11 protein-coding genes and 1 riboswitch are annotated in these 21,437 nt (G+C 47.2%); of the genes, 7 read left to right on the forward strand and 4 right to left on the reverse strand.

Annotated elements, in window-relative coordinates:
• The first annotated feature begins 52 nt into the window (after positions 1–52).
• From V5J35_RS10250 to V5J35_RS10260, 3 genes are all read left to right on the forward strand, one after another.
• Positions 53–1,075 (forward strand): putative 2-aminoethylphosphonate ABC transporter substrate-binding protein, encoded by a 1,023-nt coding sequence (locus tag V5J35_RS10250; RefSeq protein WP_354011129.1) that lies wholly within the window; start codon positions 53–55, stop codon positions 1,073–1,075.
• A 243-nt stretch (positions 1,076–1,318) separates the two neighbouring features.
• Positions 1,319–2,383 carry a putative 2-aminoethylphosphonate ABC transporter ATP-binding protein gene (locus V5J35_RS10255; RefSeq protein WP_354011130.1) on the forward strand — a complete coding sequence of 355 codons (1,065 nt, stop codon included), beginning with the start codon at positions 1,319–1,321 and terminating at the stop codon, positions 2,381–2,383.
• 12 nt (positions 2,384–2,395) lie between these two features.
• On the forward strand, positions 2,396–4,129 hold the full coding sequence (locus V5J35_RS10260) for a putative 2-aminoethylphosphonate ABC transporter permease subunit (protein WP_354011131.1): 1,734 nt from the start codon (positions 2,396–2,398) through the stop codon (positions 4,127–4,129).
• A gap of 647 nt (positions 4,130–4,776) precedes the next feature.
• On the opposite strand, the gene V5J35_RS10265 is transcribed toward V5J35_RS10260, so the two are convergent.
• Entirely contained in the window at positions 4,777–5,061 is a 285-nt protein-coding gene (locus tag V5J35_RS10265) for a hypothetical protein (RefSeq protein WP_354011132.1), read from the reverse strand.
• A gap of 4 nt (positions 5,062–5,065) precedes the next feature.
• Here V5J35_RS10265 and V5J35_RS10270 point away from each other — a divergent pair, with 4 nt between their 5' ends.
• Together V5J35_RS10270 and V5J35_RS10275 are read left to right on the forward strand one after the other, a co-directional pair.
• Positions 5,066–13,510: a hypothetical protein gene (locus tag V5J35_RS10270; protein ID WP_354016333.1), complete on the forward strand. Its 8,445-nt coding sequence runs from the start codon at positions 5,066–5,068 to the stop codon at positions 13,508–13,510.
• Positions 13,511–13,699: 189 nt separating this feature from the next.
• Positions 13,700–15,673, forward strand: a complete 1,974-nt coding sequence (locus V5J35_RS10275; protein WP_354011134.1) for a DUF1302 domain-containing protein — start codon at positions 13,700–13,702, stop codon at positions 15,671–15,673.
• Positions 15,674–15,728: 55 nt separating this feature from the next.
• Here the strand turns inward: V5J35_RS10275 and V5J35_RS10280 are convergent, their stop codons facing one another.
• Both V5J35_RS10280 and V5J35_RS10285 read right to left on the reverse strand, forming a co-directional pair.
• The gene (locus V5J35_RS10280; RefSeq protein ID WP_354011135.1) at positions 15,729–15,968 is read right to left on the reverse strand and encodes a hypothetical protein; all 240 of its coding nucleotides are present in this window, start codon (positions 15,966–15,968) and stop codon (positions 15,729–15,731) included.
• Between the two features lie 127 nt (positions 15,969–16,095).
• Positions 16,096–17,520, reverse strand: a complete 1,425-nt coding sequence (locus tag V5J35_RS10285; protein ID WP_354011136.1) for an MATE family efflux transporter — start codon at positions 17,518–17,520, stop codon at positions 16,096–16,098.
• A gap of 132 nt (positions 17,521–17,652) precedes the next feature.
• On the opposite strand from V5J35_RS10285, the gene mutM reads away from it, so the two are divergent.
• Positions 17,653–18,468 carry a bifunctional DNA-formamidopyrimidine glycosylase/DNA-(apurinic or apyrimidinic site) lyase gene (gene mutM / locus V5J35_RS10290; RefSeq protein ID WP_354011137.1) on the forward strand — a complete coding sequence of 272 codons (816 nt, stop codon included), beginning with the start codon at positions 17,653–17,655 and terminating at the stop codon, positions 18,466–18,468.
• A gap of 42 nt (positions 18,469–18,510) precedes the next feature.
• Positions 18,511–19,131 (forward strand): lysophospholipid acyltransferase family protein, encoded by a 621-nt coding sequence (locus V5J35_RS10295; RefSeq protein WP_354011138.1) that lies wholly within the window; start codon positions 18,511–18,513, stop codon positions 19,129–19,131.
• Positions 19,132–19,141: 10 nt separating this feature from the next.
• Here V5J35_RS10295 and V5J35_RS10300 read toward each other — a convergent pair whose 3' ends face one another.
• Complete coding sequence (locus tag V5J35_RS10300) at positions 19,142–21,178, reverse strand: NEL-type E3 ubiquitin ligase domain-containing protein (RefSeq protein ID WP_354011139.1); 2,037 nt, start codon at positions 21,176–21,178, stop codon at positions 19,142–19,144.
• Positions 21,179–21,340: 162 nt separating this feature from the next.
• A riboswitch (TPP riboswitch) is annotated at positions 21,341–21,437 on the forward strand.

Below are 21,437 nucleotides of genomic sequence, written 5' to 3' on the forward strand. Positions count from 1 at the left end.
TGGCTGTAAGTACTTGAAGTTTTTAAAGCATTCGATCTGAGGAAAACCTCCAATGAAAAAGTCTCTGACCGCTCTGGCTCTTGCAGCCACCTCGCTGATCAGCTCTGCTGTACTCGCTGCAAAGCCTGTTGAACTGACCGTCTACACCGCATTCGAAACTGACCTGCTGGCACGCTACAAAAACGCCTTTGAAAAAGAAAACCCGGACATCAGTATTCGCTGGGTACGTGACTCTACCGGTATCATGACTGCGAAACTGCTGGCAGAAAAAGACAACAATCGTGCCGATGTGGTCTGGGGGCTGGCAGGTTCCAGCATGGCGCTGCTGAAAAACGAAGGAGTGCTGGCTGCTTACACACCAAAAGGGCTAAATGACATCAAAGCCGAACTGAACGACCCGGAAGCGAATCAGGCGTGGTTCGGAAACCAGGCATTCTTCAATGCTGTCTGCTTTAACGAAGCGGTTGCCAAAGCCCAGAACCTGCCAAAACCAACATCCTGGGAAGACCTGCTGGACCCGGTTTATCAGGGCAAGATATCCATGCCTAACCCGGCTTCATCCGGCACCGGTTACATGCAGGTATCGGCCTGGCTGCAAAGCAAAGGTGAAGAGCAGGGCTGGAATTACATGACCAGACTGCACAACAACATTGCCCAGTATACCCATTCCGGTTCCAAGCCCTGCGTTCAGGCTGCCATGGGTGAAGTGGCGATTGGTATTTCCCAGGCGATTCGTGGCGCTCAGCTGAAATCCCAGGGGGCCCCCCTGGATCTGATTCTGCCAGAAGGTGGTATTGGCTGGGACGTAGAATCGGTAGGTCTGGTCAGCGGCACTTCAAATAAAGAGGCTGCACAGCGTCTGGTTGACTGGTCCCTGACGCTTCAGGCTAACCAGCAGTACGTTGAAGCTTATGCCGTGGTGGGACACAAGGAAGTCTCCAAAGACGTTCCAAACTACCCGGATGTTGAAAGCTCTATGGTCAGTATGGACTTCAACGCCATGGCAACAGGTCGTAACAAGGTTCTGAAAGAGTGGTCCGAACGCTTCGACTACAAGTCTGAACCAAAATCCTGATCGTTTGATGAAAGGCTGGCCCCCGCTGTCTCGGGGGCTTATACCAATTCCGCCTTCTAAATATGACCATGAGCAAGTTATTTTGGACTGCTGGGCAAGACGGAATGACGAGTAATAGCTAGCTATTGCGAGGAATTCCAACGCAGACCAGCTGTTCAAAATGGCTGCGCAATTCATGTTTAGAAGGTGAAATTGGTATTAACTATTGAAAGTATTTGTCTGTTTTCTGCCAGGGCTTCAACCATGCAATCATTCCTTTCCATTCGTAATCTGGGCAAAAAGTTTGGCCAGTTCACCGCGCTGGAAGATATATCACTGGACATTGAACAAGGTGAGTTCATCTGCTTCCTCGGTCCCTCTGGCTGTGGCAAAACCACACTGTTACGAATGATTGCTGGTCTTGAAGAGTGTCAGAAAGGTGAAATCTGGCAGGATGGCAAAGAGATCTCTCTGCTGCCTCCTGAAAAACGTGATTTTGGAATTGTTTTCCAGTCCTATGCCTTATTCCCGAACCTGACGGTATACGACAACATCGCTTTTGGTCTGCGTAACCAGGGCAAGTCCCAGTCCGATGTTCATGTACTGGTTAACGAATGGCTGGAAACCGTTGGTCTGCCGGATTCCGGGCATAAATATCCCGGACAACTGTCCGGTGGACAACAGCAGCGTGTTGCCCTGGCAAGAGCCCTGGCACTGTCTCCGGGTCTTCTGTTGCTGGACGAACCTCTGTCTGCACTGGATGCCAGGGTTCGTGTCAAACTGCGTGAGTCGATCCGATCCCTGCAAAAACGCCTTGGCATTACCACCGTTATGGTGACTCACGATCAGGAAGAAGCCATGGCGATGGCTGACCGGATTGTTGTTATGAACCATGGCCATATCGAACAGGTGGGAACGTCAAAAGCCATTTATCAGAAACCTGCGTCCCGGTTTGTTGCTGAATTTGTCGGTTCCATGAATTTTCTTGACGGTATTGTTGACCACCACAATGAAACCCATGTGGGTGATACGACGGTTGCCGTCGATCCCATCTGCCGCCAGAATGACAGAGTTCTGTTGGGCATTCGCCCGGAAGACCTGATGTTCGGTGAGGGAACCTCTGAACTGCCTGTTACGGTTGAAAGTATGGAATTTCAGGGTACGTTCGTAAGGGCAGAATGCAGTCCAAGAGGCTGGAAGAGTCGCAAAAACATAAAGGTCGATGTCCCCATTCACCAGCTGTCTGGCCTTGCGATCAGTCCGGGTAGCCCATCAAGCATTGTGCTGCAGGAACAACACATTCATGTGTTTCCACCAGAGGCTTTCTGAGGATTACACCCTATGAATATTATCAGCAGTACCAATACAGCCTCCGCAATGAATCATCGTCCATCAGCCCTGCAGTCATGGCTGGCAGGCTTTAGCCGGAACCGGGCTATTGTCGCAGTCATCGTGGCACTGATCACACTCTGGCTGGTGCTGACGCTTCTGTTGCCACTGCTCACCATGCTGGTTCGAAGTGTTCAGGACACCTCCGGCCAGTTTGTGGGCCTGGCAAACTTTTCCGAATACCTGTCCAGCCGGGTAATGACACAATCCATCACCAACACCCTGAAACTGGGTTTTATTGTAACGGGCATTGTAGTGTCACTGGCTTTCCTGTTTGCCTTTGGACTGACACGAACCTGCATGCCTTTTAAAACGGTGTTTAAGGTTCTGGGCATGCTGCCCATTCTGGCGCCCTCCCTGCTGCCAGCAATCAGTATGATTTACCTGTTTGGTAATCAGGGTATCGCCAGAGAACTGCTGTTTGGTCATTCGGTGTACGGCCTGCCGGGGATTGTACTGGGTCTGGTGTTCTGGACCTTCCCACATGCCGTTCTGATTCTTTCTACCGCACTGTCTACGTCCGATGCCCGTCTGTACGAAGCCGCCCGGGTTATGCGTGCATCGCCGTTTAAAACCTTTATGACCGTTACCCTGCCTGCTGTGAAGTTTGGCCTGATCAGTACCATCACCGTTGTCTTTACCCTGGTGGTGACCGATTTTGGTGTACCGAAGGTGATTGGTGGCCAGTACAACGTTCTGGCAACGGATATCTACAAACAGGTGGCCGGCCAGCAAAACTTTGCCATGGGAGCGGTGACCAGCGTGCTTCTGCTGCTGCCCGCCCTGCTCGCCTTTGCTGTCGACCGCTGGGTTCAGCGCAAACAGGTTGACCTGTTTGGTTCACGCTCTGTCAGCTATGAACCAAAGCCCCACACCTTAAGAGACACTGTATTCTTTACCCTCTGTGGCCTGATCTGTTTTGCCATCCTGTCCATTATCGGTATGGCAGTTTACGGCTCTCTGGTGACTTTCTGGCCATGGAACCTGGAGCTGTCTTTGCAGAACTACCAGTTTGAGCGTTTCAGCACCCACGGTTGGGACCCTTATTTCAACTCCCTGAAAATGGCATTCGGTACAGCAATCATCGGTACCGTGATTATCTTTATCACTGCCTACAACGTTGAAAAAAGCAAAATGCACGGCGGTGTTCGTCAGTTCATTCACGCGATGGCTATGATTCCGATGGCGGTGCCGGGCATGGTGCTGGGCCTTGGTTATATCTTCTTCTTTAACCAGCCGGGTAACCCTCTGGGTATACTGTATGGCACCATGACCATTCTGGTCATCAACACCGTCGCCCACTACTTTACGGTCGGGCACCTGACAGCACTGACCGCCCTGAAAAAGTTGCCTTCCGAGATCGAGTCCGTTGCCGCTTCCCTGAAAGTCCCTCAGTACAAGGCATTCTTTAAAGTCTCTCTGCCTGTCTGCATGCCGGCGCTTCTGGATATTGCGATCTACCTGTTCGTGAACGCCATGACCACCACATCTGCGGTCGTCTTCCTGTATTCAACCGATACCATGCTGGCTTCCGTGGCTGTTCTGAATATGGAAGACGCAGGGCAGAACGGCGCTGCTGCGGCGATGGCAGTGATGATCCTTATGACGGCAGCTGTCGTTAAAATAGCTCACATGAGTCTAGGCGGGTTGCTTCTGAACCGCACACAGCAATGGCGTAGAAGATAGGACAGGCAGTCGCCACTCCACAGTGTAACCACAATTTCACTCTTAACCGTGCAGCTATGACCAGCAACGGCCATAGCTGTCCTTACAGCATCTGAGGCATCAGAATCCTGAGTATACCTTTCTGCTCTTAAGAAAAATCCAGAAAAATAATATCTTTGACTCATTACCTGAAAAAACGCTGATACGATTTTTGTAAAAATTAATAAAAAAAAACTCACATAAATAAAATTCAATATAATCAATTATGACCTTGAATATCAGGGTATTAAATGCAAAAAATAATTTTATAAAAGTGACAGTCACATAAATTTGGATGATAAAAAAACCATTTCTATAATAAATAGAGAAAAACAGACCTTCCTTTATAAGCCATTCAATTCAAATCCTTCGTTTCTATTTCAAATAATTTTAATTAACAAAAGCATTTATTCTAGTTTATCTAACAGCTCATTATTCAATAAAGCTATACAAGCAGTTCAATATAAAAATCCGCACCTAAGGTGAACGTAATATTTTTTCAAATTATCAAGAGACGGTTCGACAATTATTATGAAAAGCCTATCCAAAACTATCTGTTGTTTGACGTATAAGCTGCGTTACTTTTTAACGTTTTTTTGTCTGATTCTCAACGCTCTTTCTTTTTCCACCTATGGTGCAGATAAGCCAGATACTACCACTCCGCCGTCTCCTTCGATTACAACAACCCAATCGCCCTTAAACAGCACCTCAGCGGTTGTCTCAACGACACCTGTCACAAGAAACAACCCGTGTAGCCAGATACTTAACAATGAAGCTGCCAGGACCAGTTGTAACAATTTCTTCAACAGCCCAAAGGCAGCTGGAACCCAGTCATCGTTTGAAAAAGCTGTTGTTGTCAGTAGTGCTGATGATCTGGTCAATAAAGTCAAAAATGCCGATAAAAGCACAATCATTGTTTTGACTCCCGGTATTTACAAAATTACCGAGCGACTTACGATCAAACAGACAACCGCGCTTGTAGGTACGAAAAATGGTGATACTCTGCCTACGATTAAGACGACAAAAGCACTTGTGGATCAAAAGTACAATGATTTTTCTCTTGCTTACCTCAGCAAGGAAACATCCCTCAGTTCAAAGGGCTTCTACAGCGCCTTTATTAACTGGGACACAAGCATAGCGCCTGACGAACAGCTTGCCTCATTTCATTCAGGCTACATGATCTACAGCAATGGCTATCAGGGAGAAATCAGGCTGCATGGTAACACGTTCTCCCATAGTAACGAACATGACGATATCTATCTCAGTGACATTGTCTACCTGAAAAAACCCGGAGGTCCGGCCTATATCGACAGCAACACGTTTAATACCAGCCATGTTCATTACTCTGCAGTTGACTCAGATTGCACAAATTGTGGCGAACTGGACCCGGAAATCCATATAACAGCCAATAAGTTAACCAGTGATCAAGATGAAACTGATACGGCATATGCTTTTAGCCTCTCAGCCCACAGAAAGTTTGTTATTAACGATAATACCCAGCAAACCAGCCAGGCCGCTTTCTCTATTGAAATTGACCTCCTCAATGAACCAGGACTACAAGCCTCCATTAGCAGGAATATTGCAAACAAAGACGCAATACCAAGCATAGAGGTTTCTGTTCTCAAAGACTTTATGGATGATGATAAGGTCTCTGGTCAGCTGGATATTACATACAATGATAACTTCGATCGCGATGATATAGATCTGCCCTATCACAGTGAAGGCTATATTCGCTTTATTGAATCCCCAAAAAGCTCGTCAACCTCACAGGCTTTATCTTCTCCAACATCAGTACCTGCCCCCCTCCCAATGACAGGTGCCAGCACCACAGCCGCCATTGAGCCAACCTCCTCAATAAATGTCCCGACAGCAAGCAGTTCAGCATCACCTTCCATGGTAACAAATCCCTGCGATGCTTTAAGCCATGACGCTGCTGCCCGTAAAACCTGTAATGACTTTTTAAGCAATCACCAGGCGACAGGTGGCGACAAAGATTTTTCCCACGTAACTCTTGTTAGCGATGTACCTGCGCTGCTTAGTGCAGTTGAAGAAGGCCATCTGTACGACGGCAAACCTTTTGCAGGAACCATTGTCATTCTCCGCTCAGGAACTTATGCACTCACCAGACCGCTACGAATCAGTCACAAGGTAGCTCTGGTTGGAGAAAAATCGGGCACCTCTTTGCCCGAAATAAAAGCCGGAAAAGCTATCGCCAAACAGTCTCACCAGCTTAACTCTCTGGTTCATCTGACAAAGGGTTCATCTCAAACTGCATCCGGCTTTTTCAGTACTCAAATTCTTTGGGATGCCAGCCTTGATACGGATCAAAAAGATGCTGTATGCAAAGCGGCTATCAAAAGTACTCACTACCCGGGAAAGATAAGGATTTTTGACAACCGCTTTAACCATCAGGGAACAAAATCAGTAGTTTTCGATTACCTTAAGTTCACAAATTCTCACGGCGATACGTATATCGGAAGCAATACATTTGATACAACTTACCTGAAAAATACGGCGATAGATGCCCACTGTTCAAACTGCCTGAACTTTAATCCAAAACTTGAAATTATCTCTAACACGTTTGACGTCCAGAAAGGCTCAACAAGAAAAACTGTAGCAGGAGCCTTAGCAATCAATGGCTACAAGCGATTCTGGATTGAGGGCAACCAGCAAAAAAATGCCAAGGCCGCCGCTTACATAAAGGTTGGATTATTAAATAACACCAGCGGCCTTAAGGGCTTTATTCGTAATAACATTGCCCTCCGGGAAACACCAGCGAAACAAAGGCATATCAAAATTGAGTCCAACACGAAGATCGGCCAGTCTCTGAACATTTCCGGATCGCTGACCACAACCCCTAATACCTATTATTCTATAGACGATCCGGAAGGGTTGGTCGCCCATATCGGAACCAGTATCAGCGCAAGCATTCAGGAACCTTCTGCTTCTTACCAGTCAACCCCATCAACTCCGGTTGTTCCAGCACCCACATCAATAAAACCGACACCAACAGGGCAGGCAGTCGCCAAAACAAGCACCATAACGCCAACACCCCGTCTGGCTACTACTACTCAACCTTCCACAACGCAGGCAACAAAGATATGCGACACCTTAAAATCGACATCAAACATCATCCAGACGTGTAAAGATTTTCTGGAAAATAAAAACGCATCAGAGGGTGGTACCTTCTCCAAAGCCGTGGTCGTCACTAACGCCAAAGAGCTGATTGACGCCGTAACGGAAAAGCATCCTACAGGGCAACCCGTTTCAGACAAGATTGTTATACTGCAACACGGAACTTACGAGTTACCGCATACACTGGAAATTACACATGGAATAGCACTGGTCGGAGAGACCCGGAACAATACCTCCTCTGTATCAGCTTCTGGTTCTTCGTCTGTTACCTATCCTGTCATTCGTGCAGAAGCAGATTTTTCAGCCCTCGGGTACAACCCGGAAACCTTCACTTACACCGAACAGTACAACAAAAAAGCCTTAGCTTATTTGCATAATGGTGGCGGAAGCCAAACGACCGGCTTTTTCAGCCACCATATTCACTGGGAAACTACCCATCCTTCAGGCAAGCACAGTATTCTCTTCAACGGAGCAATTAACAGTCAATCCTACGCAGGAAAAATACGTCTGTACCAAAACCAGTTTTCGCAAACTAATGCCAGCAGAATCCATCACTTTATTAATCTAATCAACGCAACCGGAGGGGCTTATATAAACGACAATAAATTTGATACATCAAACACCCATAACACAGCCATCTATGCCTACTGTCAAAAAGAGAGTTGTCAGACCAACAACCCACCGCTTGAGATAAACTCTAACCACTTTCACGCTCAGTCAGAAATGTTGTTCGGCCAGAAAGGAGCTATTCATACTAAAGGCTATTCGCAGTTCAAAATTATTGGAAACATACAGGAGACAAAATACGCATTTGGCCAGATTTATGTGGAGAATCACAAGAATAAACAACAAATAGATGCCTATATACAAAACAATCGTGCACACCCGGAGGCAACTGAACGACAGCGAGAAATTAAAATCTACTCAGCCTTCAGTCCGGATGAGCCTGTCGAAATTAACGGAAAAATCCATATTTCAGGAAACGCTAACTACAAATACGATGATGAAGGTTATACTCTTGACCATGTCGACTACACACCTTACAAAGGCACTGTTTCAACACAAATAGCATTGTCTGCAACACCAACGGTTAATACAGTTGCATCAACTTACAGTCTCCCTGTATTAGCGGGCAGTATCACCCCCACCCAGCTTTTGGTATCAGTAACGGCTTCAGCATCAACACTCACCAAAAAATATCCCTGTGATGATATAAAAGACGATGAAACCGCTTTTGCGGCCTGTGATGCATTTCTTAAAAGCGAAAAGGCTTCTGGTCCGGCGTCCAGCAAACCATCATTCTCTCATGCGTTCATTGTTAATAGCGCCGATTCGTTAAAAGATGCTATAGAAAAGGAAAGATATGACGGCAAACCCTTTATCGGAAGCATTATCATTCTGCGCCCGGGTTCTTATCAGCTGTCACAGCCATTGCTGATCTCTCACAGAGTGGCTCTTATCGGTGAAAAGGATGAAAATGACAAACTCCCAACCCTGCAGGCAGCCGATGACTTTCATGTACCCAGCGGTGGCGGGTACAGAATGGTTTACCTGCATAACAGTCTCTTGTCACAGGATTCTGGCTTTTACAGTACTGACTTGCACTGGCAAGCCAGGATACCTGTTCGCCTTGGGGACTCAATGTTCCTGTCAATCATCCACAGCTCAGGCTACAAAGGAGAAGTCAGGCTATATAACAACCTGTTTGATCATGCTGACCAGAACTCCGAGGTTCTGCATTTCCTCAATCTGGAAGAAAATGCTAACCAGAGAATTTATATTGGCAACAACACCTTTGATACCTCTCACGTGTCTGGCAGCACAATAACCTCCAGCGGCCCATACGGCAGAAATAACAAGGCTCGCATTAACATTGAGTCCAACACATTCACAACTTCAGAGAAAACCGTTAATACGGATATCAAGGCTATCGATCTTTTCCGTTATCAGTACCTGAGTATCAAAGATAACATTCAGAAAACCAGCCTGGCAGCGGGTTCCATTGAGGTTGCTTTCAACAACTACAGTGAAATTAAAGAGGCATCTATTCGCAATAACAAAGCCAATAAGGACGCTACTGAAACAAACAGAATACTTCTGCTAAAATTAATCGCGGATATCGCAGCACCAATAGCGATTACCGGCTCAGTTGACCTTTCAGGAAACCAAAATTACAAGTTCGAAACGTCATCAAATTTTCCAGCTGCCAACTATGACCGTGTACCGTATAAAGCAGTAGCAACCACTTCAAAGTCAATATCAACATCTACAAAACAGGCAGCAATCAGCAGCACCATACAGCCTACACCTGCTCAATCCACTGCCATAACCCAATCCATTGCACCAACAAGCCCTCCTGCAGCCATCTGTGACAGCAGCAACATAGTCTCTTCGCTACACGTTACTTCAAGCGAAATTGATGCCTGCAAGGCATTTCTGAAGAATGAGAAAGCGTCAGCAGGCCGGTCTTTTGACATAGCCGTAGTGGTCGACAATGCCAGCGAGCTGACCCAGGCGGTTACTGGGCATTTTCTTACTGCGAAAGCCGATGACAGCAAACTCATTGTGCTGAAAAACGGAACTTACTGGTTGCCCAATGCGCTGCAAATCACCCACAAAATAGCCCTGGTCGGAGTGGTGAAAGACGGCTCCTACCCGGTTATCCGGGCCGCCGATAATTTCTCGATACTAAACCTAAGCCATAACGACCGCGCTCTGGCTTACCTCTACGATGACCCGGCAGTAGTAACTAAAAAAGGATTTTACAGCCATCATATTCACTGGGATACAACCAACCCCTCCGACAAAGTGATGCTTCTCTTGAATGGGGCCATCAATAGCCTGTCCTATGAAGGAGAGTTCAGGATATATGAAAACCAGTTCTCAGAGTCAAAGCATGATTACACTTCAAGCTATATCCACCTTATCGACGCCACTGGTGCCACTTATATAAACAGCAACCGGTTTGATACCGCTTATTTAAGAAAAGCTGCCATTTTTGCTTACTGCTCACGCAGTAATTGTGTCACAACTCCAACTCAGCTTGAGATTAGCTCTAACTACTTTCACAGCAAGGTAGTGTCTGACAAAACCGACATACCCAAAATGATGTCGATTGAGGGATATGTGCAGTACAAAATCCTTGATAACAAGCAGGAAACAAAAGATGCGGCTGGCACCATTTATGTTAAGGATCACAGTAATACGCTGCACATGGATGCTTATATAGAAAACAATATCGCACATAAAGAAGCACCCGAGTCTCAGCGAAGGATTCTCGTTGAGTCTTTCTTCACCCCTGAAAAGGCTTTGGATATCACCGGAAAGCTCCACGTTTCCGGCAATGATTACTATAAATTCAAGGAATCTGGCCTTGAGTATAAATATGTCACTTATAGCCCGGGCAAAAGCCTTGCTCCATCACAAACAGTACTGCCCACGCCCACTCAGTCAGTGACAGCTGTTTATTCAAAATCGTCAGCTTATGTTTTCCCGGGTTTATCACTTGATACCATTACACCAACACAAGTGCTGGCATCGGCATCGGTAACGGCTTCGATCACAGTGCCAGCTAAAAAGCCGGTCTGTAACGATATTGCAGATGACGCAACGGCTTTTGCAGCGTGTGAAGCATTTCTGAAAAGTGAAGAGGCTTCTGGTCCGAAATCCAGTAAACCAACATTTACTCATGCTTTTACTGTCGACAGTCCAAAGTCACTGCTAGAGAAAGTGAAAATGGAACAGCATGACGGGAAGGCAGTTTCGGGACGCATTATTGTCTTGAAACCCGGAACCTATAAACTTTCAGAGCCGCTTCAGCCCAGCCACAGAATGGCTTTTGTTGGTCTTAAGAGTAGTGACGGGAAGCTTCCTGTCATAAAGCCAGCAGATACGTTTAAGGTGCCGTCTGGTTCTATAAACTCCATGCTTCACCTTAAGGCTGGAAACGTCAAATATGCAACAGTTGCTGGTTTTTACAGTTCTAATCTGGAATGGGCAACTGATCTATTTGGAGGCAAAACATTTTATGAGTTTGAATCAATCATTTACGCAGAACGTTATAACGGAGACATCCGGTTTTACAATAACCGCTTCAGCCATCTGCATGGCTTTGTCTGGTCCAGATATTCCGTTCTTATGAGCGGTAACTCCGGTCATAAGTATTACATCGGACACAATACCATTGACACTTCAGCAACAATAACTGGTGTAGTGAAATCCAGCGCCCGGAACAGCAAAGACAATCAGGCTGATATTGAGGTTGAATTCAATGAGTTCTCAACGACCGACAAAGCTGTTTCACTGGATGCAGAAGCCATCTTTCTCTCAGGTTATCAGCGTTTGAAAATCAACGATAACACCCAGAAAGACAAGCATGCAGCAGGTACTATAGAAATTACCGTCTATAATCACGAACCCATCAAAAGTGCGATTATCCGTAACAACACAGCACACAAAGACGCTCCTGAAAAGGATAGAACCATTGAGTTGAGGCTAAGCAAGAACGTTGGAGACCCGGACAAGGTGACTGGCGCTTTTGAGGTCAAAGACAACGATTATTATGAGTTCAGCTATTCGGATCTGCCTAAAGCGAATTTTCATCATAAATATGGCAAAAGGGTGGGTTTAGAGCCCACTGCCTCACCGGCACTTTCTACGACGCCATCCGTATCGCCTACATCTTCTCACAGTGTGTCAGAAGTGACTGCAACACCGGCTACTCAGCCAGCTTTCAGTAAGTCTCCAACAAATCCTGTAACAAGAAAAACGGGACCAGCACCTTCTGAACAAACTCAACCCCTGCCTAAATCAACCGTCCAGACTAAGACGCCACCTTCGTTTACCAGCCTGTGTAAACGGTTGAAGGGTACTCTGGAGGCCCGGTATTGCGAGGAGTTCCAAGTCAAACTGAAAAAACAGGAAATTAACACAACGTTCTCTGAAGTAGTTGTTGTCAAAAACAGCGATGAACTCGTTAAAGAGGTAGTGCATACTCCCGACTTAGGTAAGATCATCCTCTTGCACAATGGCAACTACGAGCTGGACCAGGCGCTGCATATCCGCAAAAAAATCGCGCTGGTAGGTATGGGGAACCCCGTTATCAAATCAGCGAATATTGTTTATCCAGCAGCAGAAGAAGAAACCTACACACTGGCTCTTCTCAATGATGAAGTTGCAATCCATGGTGCAACCTATGGTTTTTACACCAAGGGTATAACCTGGGATATTTCCGCCCCCGATAATACAGAAGTTAAGCCTTACAGCAGTGCAATTAAGGCTGTAAATCACCCGGGTGATATCGTAATACTCGATGATAGCTTCCAGTATCAATCAACCAGGGACAATGAGGAGGCACCTTCCCATTATATCGACATCCAGAAATCAACCGGTAATGTTCGCATTGCTGACAACACCTTCTTTACCGGAGGTCTGAAAGAGTCTGCCATTTATGCCAACTGTAAAGATTGCCTGAAAGATAACCAGTACATTGATATTGTCGGTAATCATTTCACTGATACAGAGAAGGTTGAGTCCACCCTCGTTGCGATAGATGTCCGGTACTACAAGAATTTGAATATTCATCGCAATGTTCAGGAAACAGCATCTGCTACGGCTCAAATTAATGTTGTTCTGCCAAACCACAAAGACGATATTAATGCTGTAATCAAAGATAACCTCGCCCTGGCTGCATCCGATGCAGAAAAGAGAACGATCTTTCTGACCATCGACAAGTTGGTGAAAGCACCTGCATCAATAGGTGGTTCAGTGAGGGTGTTCAATAACCAGTGCTACTTCATCAGAGATTATGGAATCCCGTCACATGTTCTGGATATCATCCAGGGTGGCTGTTCAGCCACAGCTCATGCTCAAGGTGGTACTCAAACGTCCGGAGGTCTTAGTACCGGAGAATGGGGTGCCATCGGTGGTGGAGCTCTTTTGACATTGCTTTACGGAGGGGCAGGTATATATGGTTGCACAGACAGGTATGGACACGAAGTAGCCCATCAAATATTTATATTCCCTAAAACAGCTGTCGTATTTGTCGCTTCACAAATAACTAATCTGTACCATAAAACCAGAGGCTATAATCCGCAAGGTGCTCAAGCCAGTATTAAGTTTAACGAATTGAAAAGGAAAGCTGAAAACGAACAGGGCTTTGCTGATCCGCAAACTGAGCCTTTGGTAGAACCAGGAGACGAGAATGAAGCTGCTACAACTGGCCTATAGATTTTCACCTTCTCTTTGACAACCAGACTACAGCCCACCTACTCAGAAAAAGCCTGAATTTCAGGCTTTTTCTGTTAATTAATACGACTTATTCACAATATTCACCCGACTTTATTGCAACAAAACCCTCATTCAGAAAGAATGTTTACGCCGACCCTAAAACAACAATAAAAAGGCAAGGAATAAAACATGATGGATGTAACCAGGCTGGTTGCCTGCTCTTCTCTGCGAACGTTACAACTGGCTCCGGCAGCAACGGGCTTTCTTCTTACCAGTACTCTTCTTTTTTCTACATCAGGTGTCGCCTATGAATTTGAGCTTGCCGATGGTGAAGTTCAGGGAACGCTGAACACAACCATTTCTGTGGGTACCAAATACGATCTTAAAGGGTATGAGACACCTGACGGACTGGAGCAGAATGAAAACGACGGAGATCGTTCATTTGATGGTGGGTTTGTCAGTAAAGCACTGAAGCTAACCTCGGAACTGGAGCTTAAAAAAGATAACTATGGTGCGTTTGTCAGAGGCACTGCCTACTACGACCATGTCTTAATGAAGGGCAATAACAAATGGTCTGACAACAATGCCGATGACGTCGCAAAAGGTCGTCTTAATGAAGCGGGAACGTTTTCCGGCTGGTCCGATGAGGTAAAAGACAATCAGGGCAGAGGTGCTAAGTTCCAGAGTGCTTACGTATTCGGAAGCTGGGCCTTTGACGGTGGCCAGACGCTGGATATTCGTGCGGGTGATCAGGTACACAACTGGGGGGAAACTATTTTCTACGGCAGTGGTTTGATGGGGCTGAATGCTTTTGATGGCGCCCTCGCTTCTCTGCCGGGTTCCGATGGCGACCTGAAGCTTGCCCAGGGCATGGTACAGGCTGACTTTGCGTTTAACGAACAGATGTCGTTATCTGGCTTTGTGCAATACCGATCCAAAGAGTCTATCATGCCGGGGCGTGCAACCTTTGGCTCAGAGACTGATCTTTTTGTGCCGGGATCTGATTATGGTTACAAAGATATTGAGGGTTTTGCCGAAAGTTTTAACAAAGCAGCTGGACGCACGGTGTTTACCCCCGATGGATTAGCTAAAGCAATGCAGGCGACGGGTACAACCTTAGCGTCTGGGGGAGACTTTATCAGAGTTGCAGATACATCGGGAACCGGCAGTGCTTCAGACAGTGGACAATGGGGTTTAAAGCTGACTTTTGAGCCCGAGTTTCTTGAAGATACACAGTTTGCTTTATACTACGCTAACCACCATGCAACAATTCCAGTGATTGATATCGACATTGCTCCGGAAGCAGCTCAAGCTGCTGCAGCAGCCGTTGAAGGGGTTGATCTTGGTTTTGGTGCTCCGTTAAGCGTGGGTTCACCTTCAGGACCTATCCAACAAATTTCAGGCTACCTGGCCGGCCTCCATATACTGAACAACGGAACCTATGCAAGCACTGCGTATCCAGAAGACATTAATCTCTGGGGAGCCAGCTTTAATACCAAGGTCTTTGGCTATACCCAGATTGCCGGCGAGGTAACCTATCAGAAAGATTATCCAATCTGGATTGATCATCCGGACGATCTGATTGCTAAAATTCTTGCCAACGCTGGCAGTGCCTTGGCAACGGGATCATGGGATAGTTCTCAGGCAGATCCATACAAAAGAGCTACTCTGGGCCAAACCTACCAGAACTACGAAATGATTGATCTCTGGGATGCCTCCCTGTCGGTTATTCAGCCTTTCGGCGCAGTGATGGGTACCGATCTCATGTATTTGGTAGCAGAAGCAGCTGTCCAGCAGGTTTCCGGGCTTGATAACTACGACCGTTACATCGGCAAAGACTCTGAAGCATGGTACGGCGAAGACCCTGACAAAAACGCTGACGACCGCCTCGACCGTTTCAGCTGGGGTTACAACCTGATGCTGGGAGCCAACTGGGAAGATGTTTACACCAAAGGACTGAAACTTGAGAGTACCGTTCGTTTCACCCACGATGTAAAGGGCAATTCTCACTTTACCGGCCGTTTTGAGGAAGGCGAGAAAAAGCTGAATATGGGGCTGGCGGCAAAGTACGACAATGTGGTGGCCAAATTCTCATGGCAGGGCGATGCCCACAACCTGCTTAGAAAAGGCGTGATTGTCGGCTCACTGGGCTACACCTTCTAACGACAGAAAAAAAGCCCGGGGAATTAACCTTCGGGCTTTTCTTATCTCGCGATCTTCAGGCATCCGGATTGATAATCACCCTTCCACCCTGCTTACGCGCTATTTTCTGGCAAGCTTTATAGTCAGCCTGAGAAGTCACATAAAATTTTGGTGAAACAGAGGGCATCAACCGGGTCTGTTCCATGGGGATAGTGACCAGAGGCTGACACATTACCGTTTTTTTCTCTTCCTTTTCACTGGCTACTGCAGCCATTGAAAACATGACCGCCATGATGGCTACACCGGTCTTTTTCATGATTTCATCTTCCCTGTCAATTTAAAGGATTGAGGTTATCGGCATCGATTTGCCTGAATTGAGTGTAGACCGATGAAAAATGACAGAGGGGCATCCCTTCCCCCCCTATCTCTTGCACCCTGAAAAGTCAGTGCGCCATGGCAACAGTTTGTCCGGTCATATCCGGACGGTCATTGATATAACGCTTACTGATGGCATTCAGCCGGAGTGCCAGAAAAGTGGCAGCCAGCGTCAGGGCGGTGACCAGGCCGACCCACAAACCATGAGGTCCCATCGGATCAACCAGCCAGTCTGTCAGGCCAAGGATATAGCCAAATGGCAGGGCAATCCCCCAACACGCGATGAGAATCATCACCATCGGCACGCGGGTATCCTTGTAGCCTCGCAACGCACCATTGGAAGCCACCTGAACACCGTCAACAAACTGGAACATAGCGGCAAACAACAACAGTTCCGCAGCCAGCACTTTCACAGCCAGGTCGTTGGTATAAATGCTGGTCACCACATCTGGCAGGAACCACATAACCGATGCACTGAAGCAAGCTGTCACCAGCGTGGTCGCAATACCGGCAAAACTGATAAACCGGGCCTGCTCAAACTGTTCTGCTCCCAGTGCCTGCCCGACACGAATAGTAATGCCCATTGAAACGCTCATCGGCAACATAAAACACAGGCTGGTAAAGTTCAGGGCCACCTGGTGTCCTGCAACGGTGACTGCGCCCAACTGCCCAATCACCAGGGCAACGGCTGAGAAGATGCTGGCTTCAAAGAAAATCGCCAGCCCCATCGGTACACCCAGTTTCAGGTGCGCTTTCATCACCGACAGAGAAGGCCATTCCCACCGACCATAAAGGTCAGCATCTTTATGGCGCTCATCAAAGCGAGTGTAAAAGAACATCAGCACCGTCATCAGCCAGAAACAGATGGCGGTGGCATAACCACAGCCCACACTTCCCAGCTCAGGAAAACCGAAGCGCCCATAGATCAGGACATAGTTCACCGGGATGTTCAGCAACAGAGCGGCAAAACTGAACAGCATGCCCGGTTTGGTCATTGAACGCGCTTCGCAGTAACAGGCCATGACCTGATAAAGAAAGATGGCAGGAATGCCCCATGCCAGTGCTGCCAGATAATCACGGGTAATGGCTGATACTTCCGGCTCAATCTGAAGAAAGTCGAGCAGCGGCCCGGCATTCAGCAAGAAGGCAATCGCCAGAATACTGAATAACACCGCAATCCAGTAAGCCTGACGTACCGGTGTCGCTATCCTGTCGACTTTCCCGGCACCAAACAGTTGTGCCACCGTTGGCGTGGTCGCCATCATAATGCCACGAACCAGCAGGTATACTGGCATCCAGATACTGGAACCCAGCGCCACAGCAGCAAGGTCCTGAGCCGAATACTGTCCCGCCATGCTGGTGTCGACAAAACTCATTCCGGTTGCCGACAACTGCGCCCCAAGTATCGGGCCGCCCAGAAAAACCAGTTCTCTCAGTTCTTTGAAATATCGTCCAGGTAATGGTGGTTTATTTTGATTTAGAGTTGATGTCATTTTTTCTCGCTGATTATTCCACTTTTGCCATGCAATCCCGGTGCAAAAGTACGGCTATTCTATCAATGCATTAATAAGAGTCCGATGGTAATGTTCATATCGTCCATGGGATTTTTACTTAAGTGGAACGCCATGCCAGAACTGCCCGAAGTCGAAACCACCCGCCGTGGTATAGAACCGCACATTGTCGGACAAACCATCAACCGCGTAGAGGTACGCAACCCGAAACTGCGCTGGCCTGTTCCTGATAACCTTTCCGGGCTGCTGACAGGCAAGGTTATCCAGTCGGTCAAGCGCCGGGCAAAATATCTGTTGCTTGAAGTCGAAGGTGGTAACCTGCTGATTCATCTGGGCATGTCAGGCAGTCTGAGAATGGCCAACAGAGGCGAACCCGTTAAAAAACACGACCATGTTGACATACTTTTCAACAATGGTGCCTGCCTGCGTTACCACGACCCCCGTCGTTTTGGTGCAGTATTGTGGAGCAGCGCCCCTGTCAGTGAACATAAACTGCTCAATAAACTGGGGCCAGAACCCCTGAGTGACGATTTTTCATCCAGCCTGCTCTATCGCCTGTCACGAAATAAATCTCAGGCAGTAAAAACCTTTATCATGGATAGCCATGTAGTCGTTGGCGTTGGTAACATTTATGCCAATGAAGCGCTGTTTAAAGCGGGCATCCGCCCGGACCGGCCAGCGGGGAAAATTTCCAGAGCCCGTTATGAACGTCTGACGGATTGCATCAAAACCACTCTGGCAGATGCCATCAGACAGGGAGGAACCACCCTGAGGGACTTTGTCGGCGGTGATGGAAAACCCGGTTACTTCAAACAGCAGCTTACCGTTTATGGTCGTACCGGTGAGCCATGTACACGATGCCAATCGTCTGTTATTGAAAGCAGGCTGGGCAATCGAAGTACATTTTATTGCAAAAAATGTCAGCGCTGAGGCATCCCCCCAGCTCCCCTAAACAGATTAAACACAGTTTTAATGGATAAACATCAGCTACATCCTACTCCGGTAAAAGAGCCGGCAAAAGAGCCGGTAAAAGCCGCCATTGGTCGTCTTATTCTTCGAATCTTAGGAGGCTGGCACATTGAAGGCCGCCCCCCTGCTGCCAGCAAATATGTGATTATTGTCGCTCATCACACCTCTAACTGGGACTTCGCTGTCGGCATCGCCGTCAAGCTGGCACTTGGGTTGAAACTGCAGTTTTTTGCCAAACACTCACTTTTCTTCTGGCCCCTGGGTGTGCTGATGCGAGGATTAGGTGGCGTTCCTATCAAAAGGGACGAGTCCCTGAACCGGGTAGACGCCAGCATTGAACAGATCAAAAAAGCGGATGAGTTTGTGCTGGTCATCACCCCGGAAGGCACTCGTTCAAAAGTAGAGCGCTGGAAGACCGGCTTCTACCATATTGCCAAAGGGGCAGAGATACCTGTCATCCCTGTTGCCTTTGATTTTAAACATCGAAAAGCAGTCTTCGGTCATCCACTACCCATCACGGATAACAAAGAACACGACATCAAAGAGATGCACCGTTTCTTTCTGCCCTATAAACCAAAGCATCCTGAGCTGGCCTGCAATGGTCCTTTTGGGCAATTAAAATAGTCGAGTACCTTTATACCACCCCCGGTCTGGAATGAATTCGCCTGACTTTGTTCCAGTCGAGCGGCTGTCTGGTATAAGGGTTCGTGCCATAACGTTTATAAGTCTCGCAAAGTGCCTCATAAGTTAGCTGGATATCTTCAGGTTCGGGTAACAGCACCATTTGCGTCGTTTCTGATACTTCCTCATTCGTCAGATCGCAGTATTCCCTGATGCTTGTGACATACGCAACCGGAAGTTGATCGAAGGCTGGAATGTCCTGACTGCGCTCGAACTGTTGCCAGAACGGCCAGTTTTTCAGATATTCCTCAACCTCCTTTTCTGTACATTCATTCTTAATCGTCTCCTGTATCTCTTTTTTACGTCTTTCATCCAGCTCGTAGTCATAGCCTGACTCAATTTCCACCGTCTGCCCGGGCAGGTTAAACTCTTTCTGAAAAGCGAGATGCAAGGTCAGTTCGACTTCAACATCATCCAGGTCCTTTTCGTTCGCAAACTTGCGGGCATGCTCTTTGATCTTTCTAAGGTACAACATCTGTCTGGCTGTGGATTTTGCTTCATCAGGATCATTACAACCCTCTAACCGTCTTTCAGACAGGACCAACAGGGTTAAACACTCAAGATCATTCAGTGCGAGAATGACCTTGTCACCGCAAGTGATGATAGCTGAGTACATAGTATCAAGGGCTCGCGCTCTTATTTCACCGTCAGAATCCTCAGATATAAGAGGAAGTACATTCAAAACGCGTTGCGCCAGAGAACCAGGACTGACTCGATACTCTGCGGTTCTGGTAAGGTGTTCCATGTATTCAACCAAAGTTCCCTTGTCTGAGTCATTAAGATGTTCAATACCAGGTGCCAATTGTCCGGATTGCGCATTCCTGCTCCAAAAACCAAACGCTTTGGTAAAGTCATCAAAGGTTTCATCGGGTGCGTTATCAAGAGGCTGACAGGCAAGTTTTATGTTCTCATTAAAAGCCCGATCCCTCTCGTCGGGACAACGTGGAATGCTGTCCCAGTTATCTATCGTTATATACCGGATTCTGCTATTCCCACTGTCCCCCTGAGAGATAATGTACTCTGGCAGGGGGGAGAGGCGCTTACAACCTGACAAAACAATATTCCCACCGACTTTAAAGTCCCTCTCGCTTTCAGGCAGTATCCTGAGCTGGTAGCAGCCTGATAAATCAACATCATTCTCAACTTCAATATGTTTCAGACACGCCAGTCTTACGCATCTTGTCAGATAGAAACTGCCTTTACATTGTGTCTTGCCTGTCCAGGTTTTCAGACTACCGCATCCCGTCATATTAATATTTCCATGAACTGACATACTTCCGGTTTGGTCAGTGATCTCTGTACACCCGCTGGCATCAAAGTCATTCATGACAATGAGCCTTTCCCCCAGAGCCTTAAGGTTAAAGCAGCTGATTATTATGCAGTCTTTCTGAACATACAGATTTTTGGGGAAGTTTCTGAGTGCGTAACAATCTTCAAGATTCAGCTCACCTAAAACAATGAGGTGATCGGGCAGTGTTTTTAATCGGGTATCACCAGACAGGTCAATGTCACCTTTTACTATATAACAGACCCCCGAAGAAAAGACCTTCCCACTTAAGAGCATTTCTTTAAACTCTTCAGCAGAAAGAACCTGCGTACTATCAGCGTCTGAAGTTAACGCGAAACTGCCTTCAACTTCTGAGGGCATCCCATCATTGCCATGCTGTTGTAAAAAAGCCTGGAAAGCATATGCTCCTGCTGAGGAATGAACGTTTTCTCCCTGCCCTCCAGGCGATGAGTGTCCGAAAGTATCTTGACCAGAGTTTACATAAATAACCGCAGAGGTTGAGGGAGTTACTTTACGGTCTCCGCCGGGAGTAACGGCATCAGGCCGGGTGGCAGCTGGTAATAATCTGCCTTCCTGGTTTTGAAAGGTAATGCAACCGCCACTGCCTGCAGGCTGTTCACAATCTGAAGCGACCGTTGCCGATGGGGGTTGCCGTGGTGGAGATGGCGGCTGTGACAGAGCATGACTACGTCCTGTATGCATCTTAAATGCTCCTTTTGCTTTTAGGCCGAATACATTAGCATCAGGTTTGACAGTCTGAATCACCTTTGGTTCCAGCCAACTCAACGGTTTCAATCCTGAAGTTCGGTCAGAGGCACTCCGGGTTGCGAATATAGACACAAACCTCCAAACCCAATAGACTCGACGCGTTGGTTGGGGTGTGGCCTGTAAAGATCGCTGAGAAATACCCATTGAACCTGAACCAGATAATGCTGGCGTAGGAAACCGACGAACAAGCGAT

The sequence above is a fragment of the Endozoicomonas sp. NE40 genome (assembly GCF_040549045.1).
GTDB lineage: Bacteria > Pseudomonadota > Gammaproteobacteria > Pseudomonadales > Endozoicomonadaceae > Endozoicomonas_A > Endozoicomonas_A lisbonensis.

Excerpts from the sequence above, each read along its gene's own strand:
- V5J35_RS10250 (WP_354011129.1), top strand. The coding sequence starts at position 53 with ATGAAAAAGTCTCTGACCGCTCTGGCTCTTGCAGCCACCTCGCTGATC.
- V5J35_RS10255 (WP_354011130.1), top strand. The coding sequence starts at position 1,319 with ATGCAATCATTCCTTTCCATTCGTAATCTGGGCAAAAAGTTTGGCCAG.
- V5J35_RS10260 (WP_354011131.1), top strand. The coding sequence starts at position 2,396 with ATGAATATTATCAGCAGTACCAATACAGCCTCCGCAATGAATCATCGT.
- V5J35_RS10265 (WP_354011132.1), bottom strand. The coding sequence starts at position 5,061 with ATGATTGTGCTTTTATCGGCATTTTTGACTTTATTGACCAGATCATCA.
- V5J35_RS10275 (WP_354011134.1), top strand. The coding sequence starts at position 13,700 with ATGATGGATGTAACCAGGCTGGTTGCCTGCTCTTCTCTGCGAACGTTA.
- V5J35_RS10280 (WP_354011135.1), bottom strand. The coding sequence starts at position 15,968 with ATGAAAAAGACCGGTGTAGCCATCATGGCGGTCATGTTTTCAATGGCT.
- V5J35_RS10285 (WP_354011136.1), bottom strand. The coding sequence starts at position 17,520 with ATGACATCAACTCTAAATCAAAATAAACCACCATTACCTGGACGATAT.
- mutM (WP_354011137.1), top strand. The coding sequence starts at position 17,653 with ATGCCAGAACTGCCCGAAGTCGAAACCACCCGCCGTGGTATAGAACCG.
- V5J35_RS10295 (WP_354011138.1), top strand. The coding sequence starts at position 18,511 with ATGGATAAACATCAGCTACATCCTACTCCGGTAAAAGAGCCGGCAAAA.
- V5J35_RS10300 (WP_354011139.1), bottom strand. The coding sequence starts at position 21,178 with ATGCATACAGGACGTAGTCATGCTCTGTCACAGCCGCCATCTCCACCA.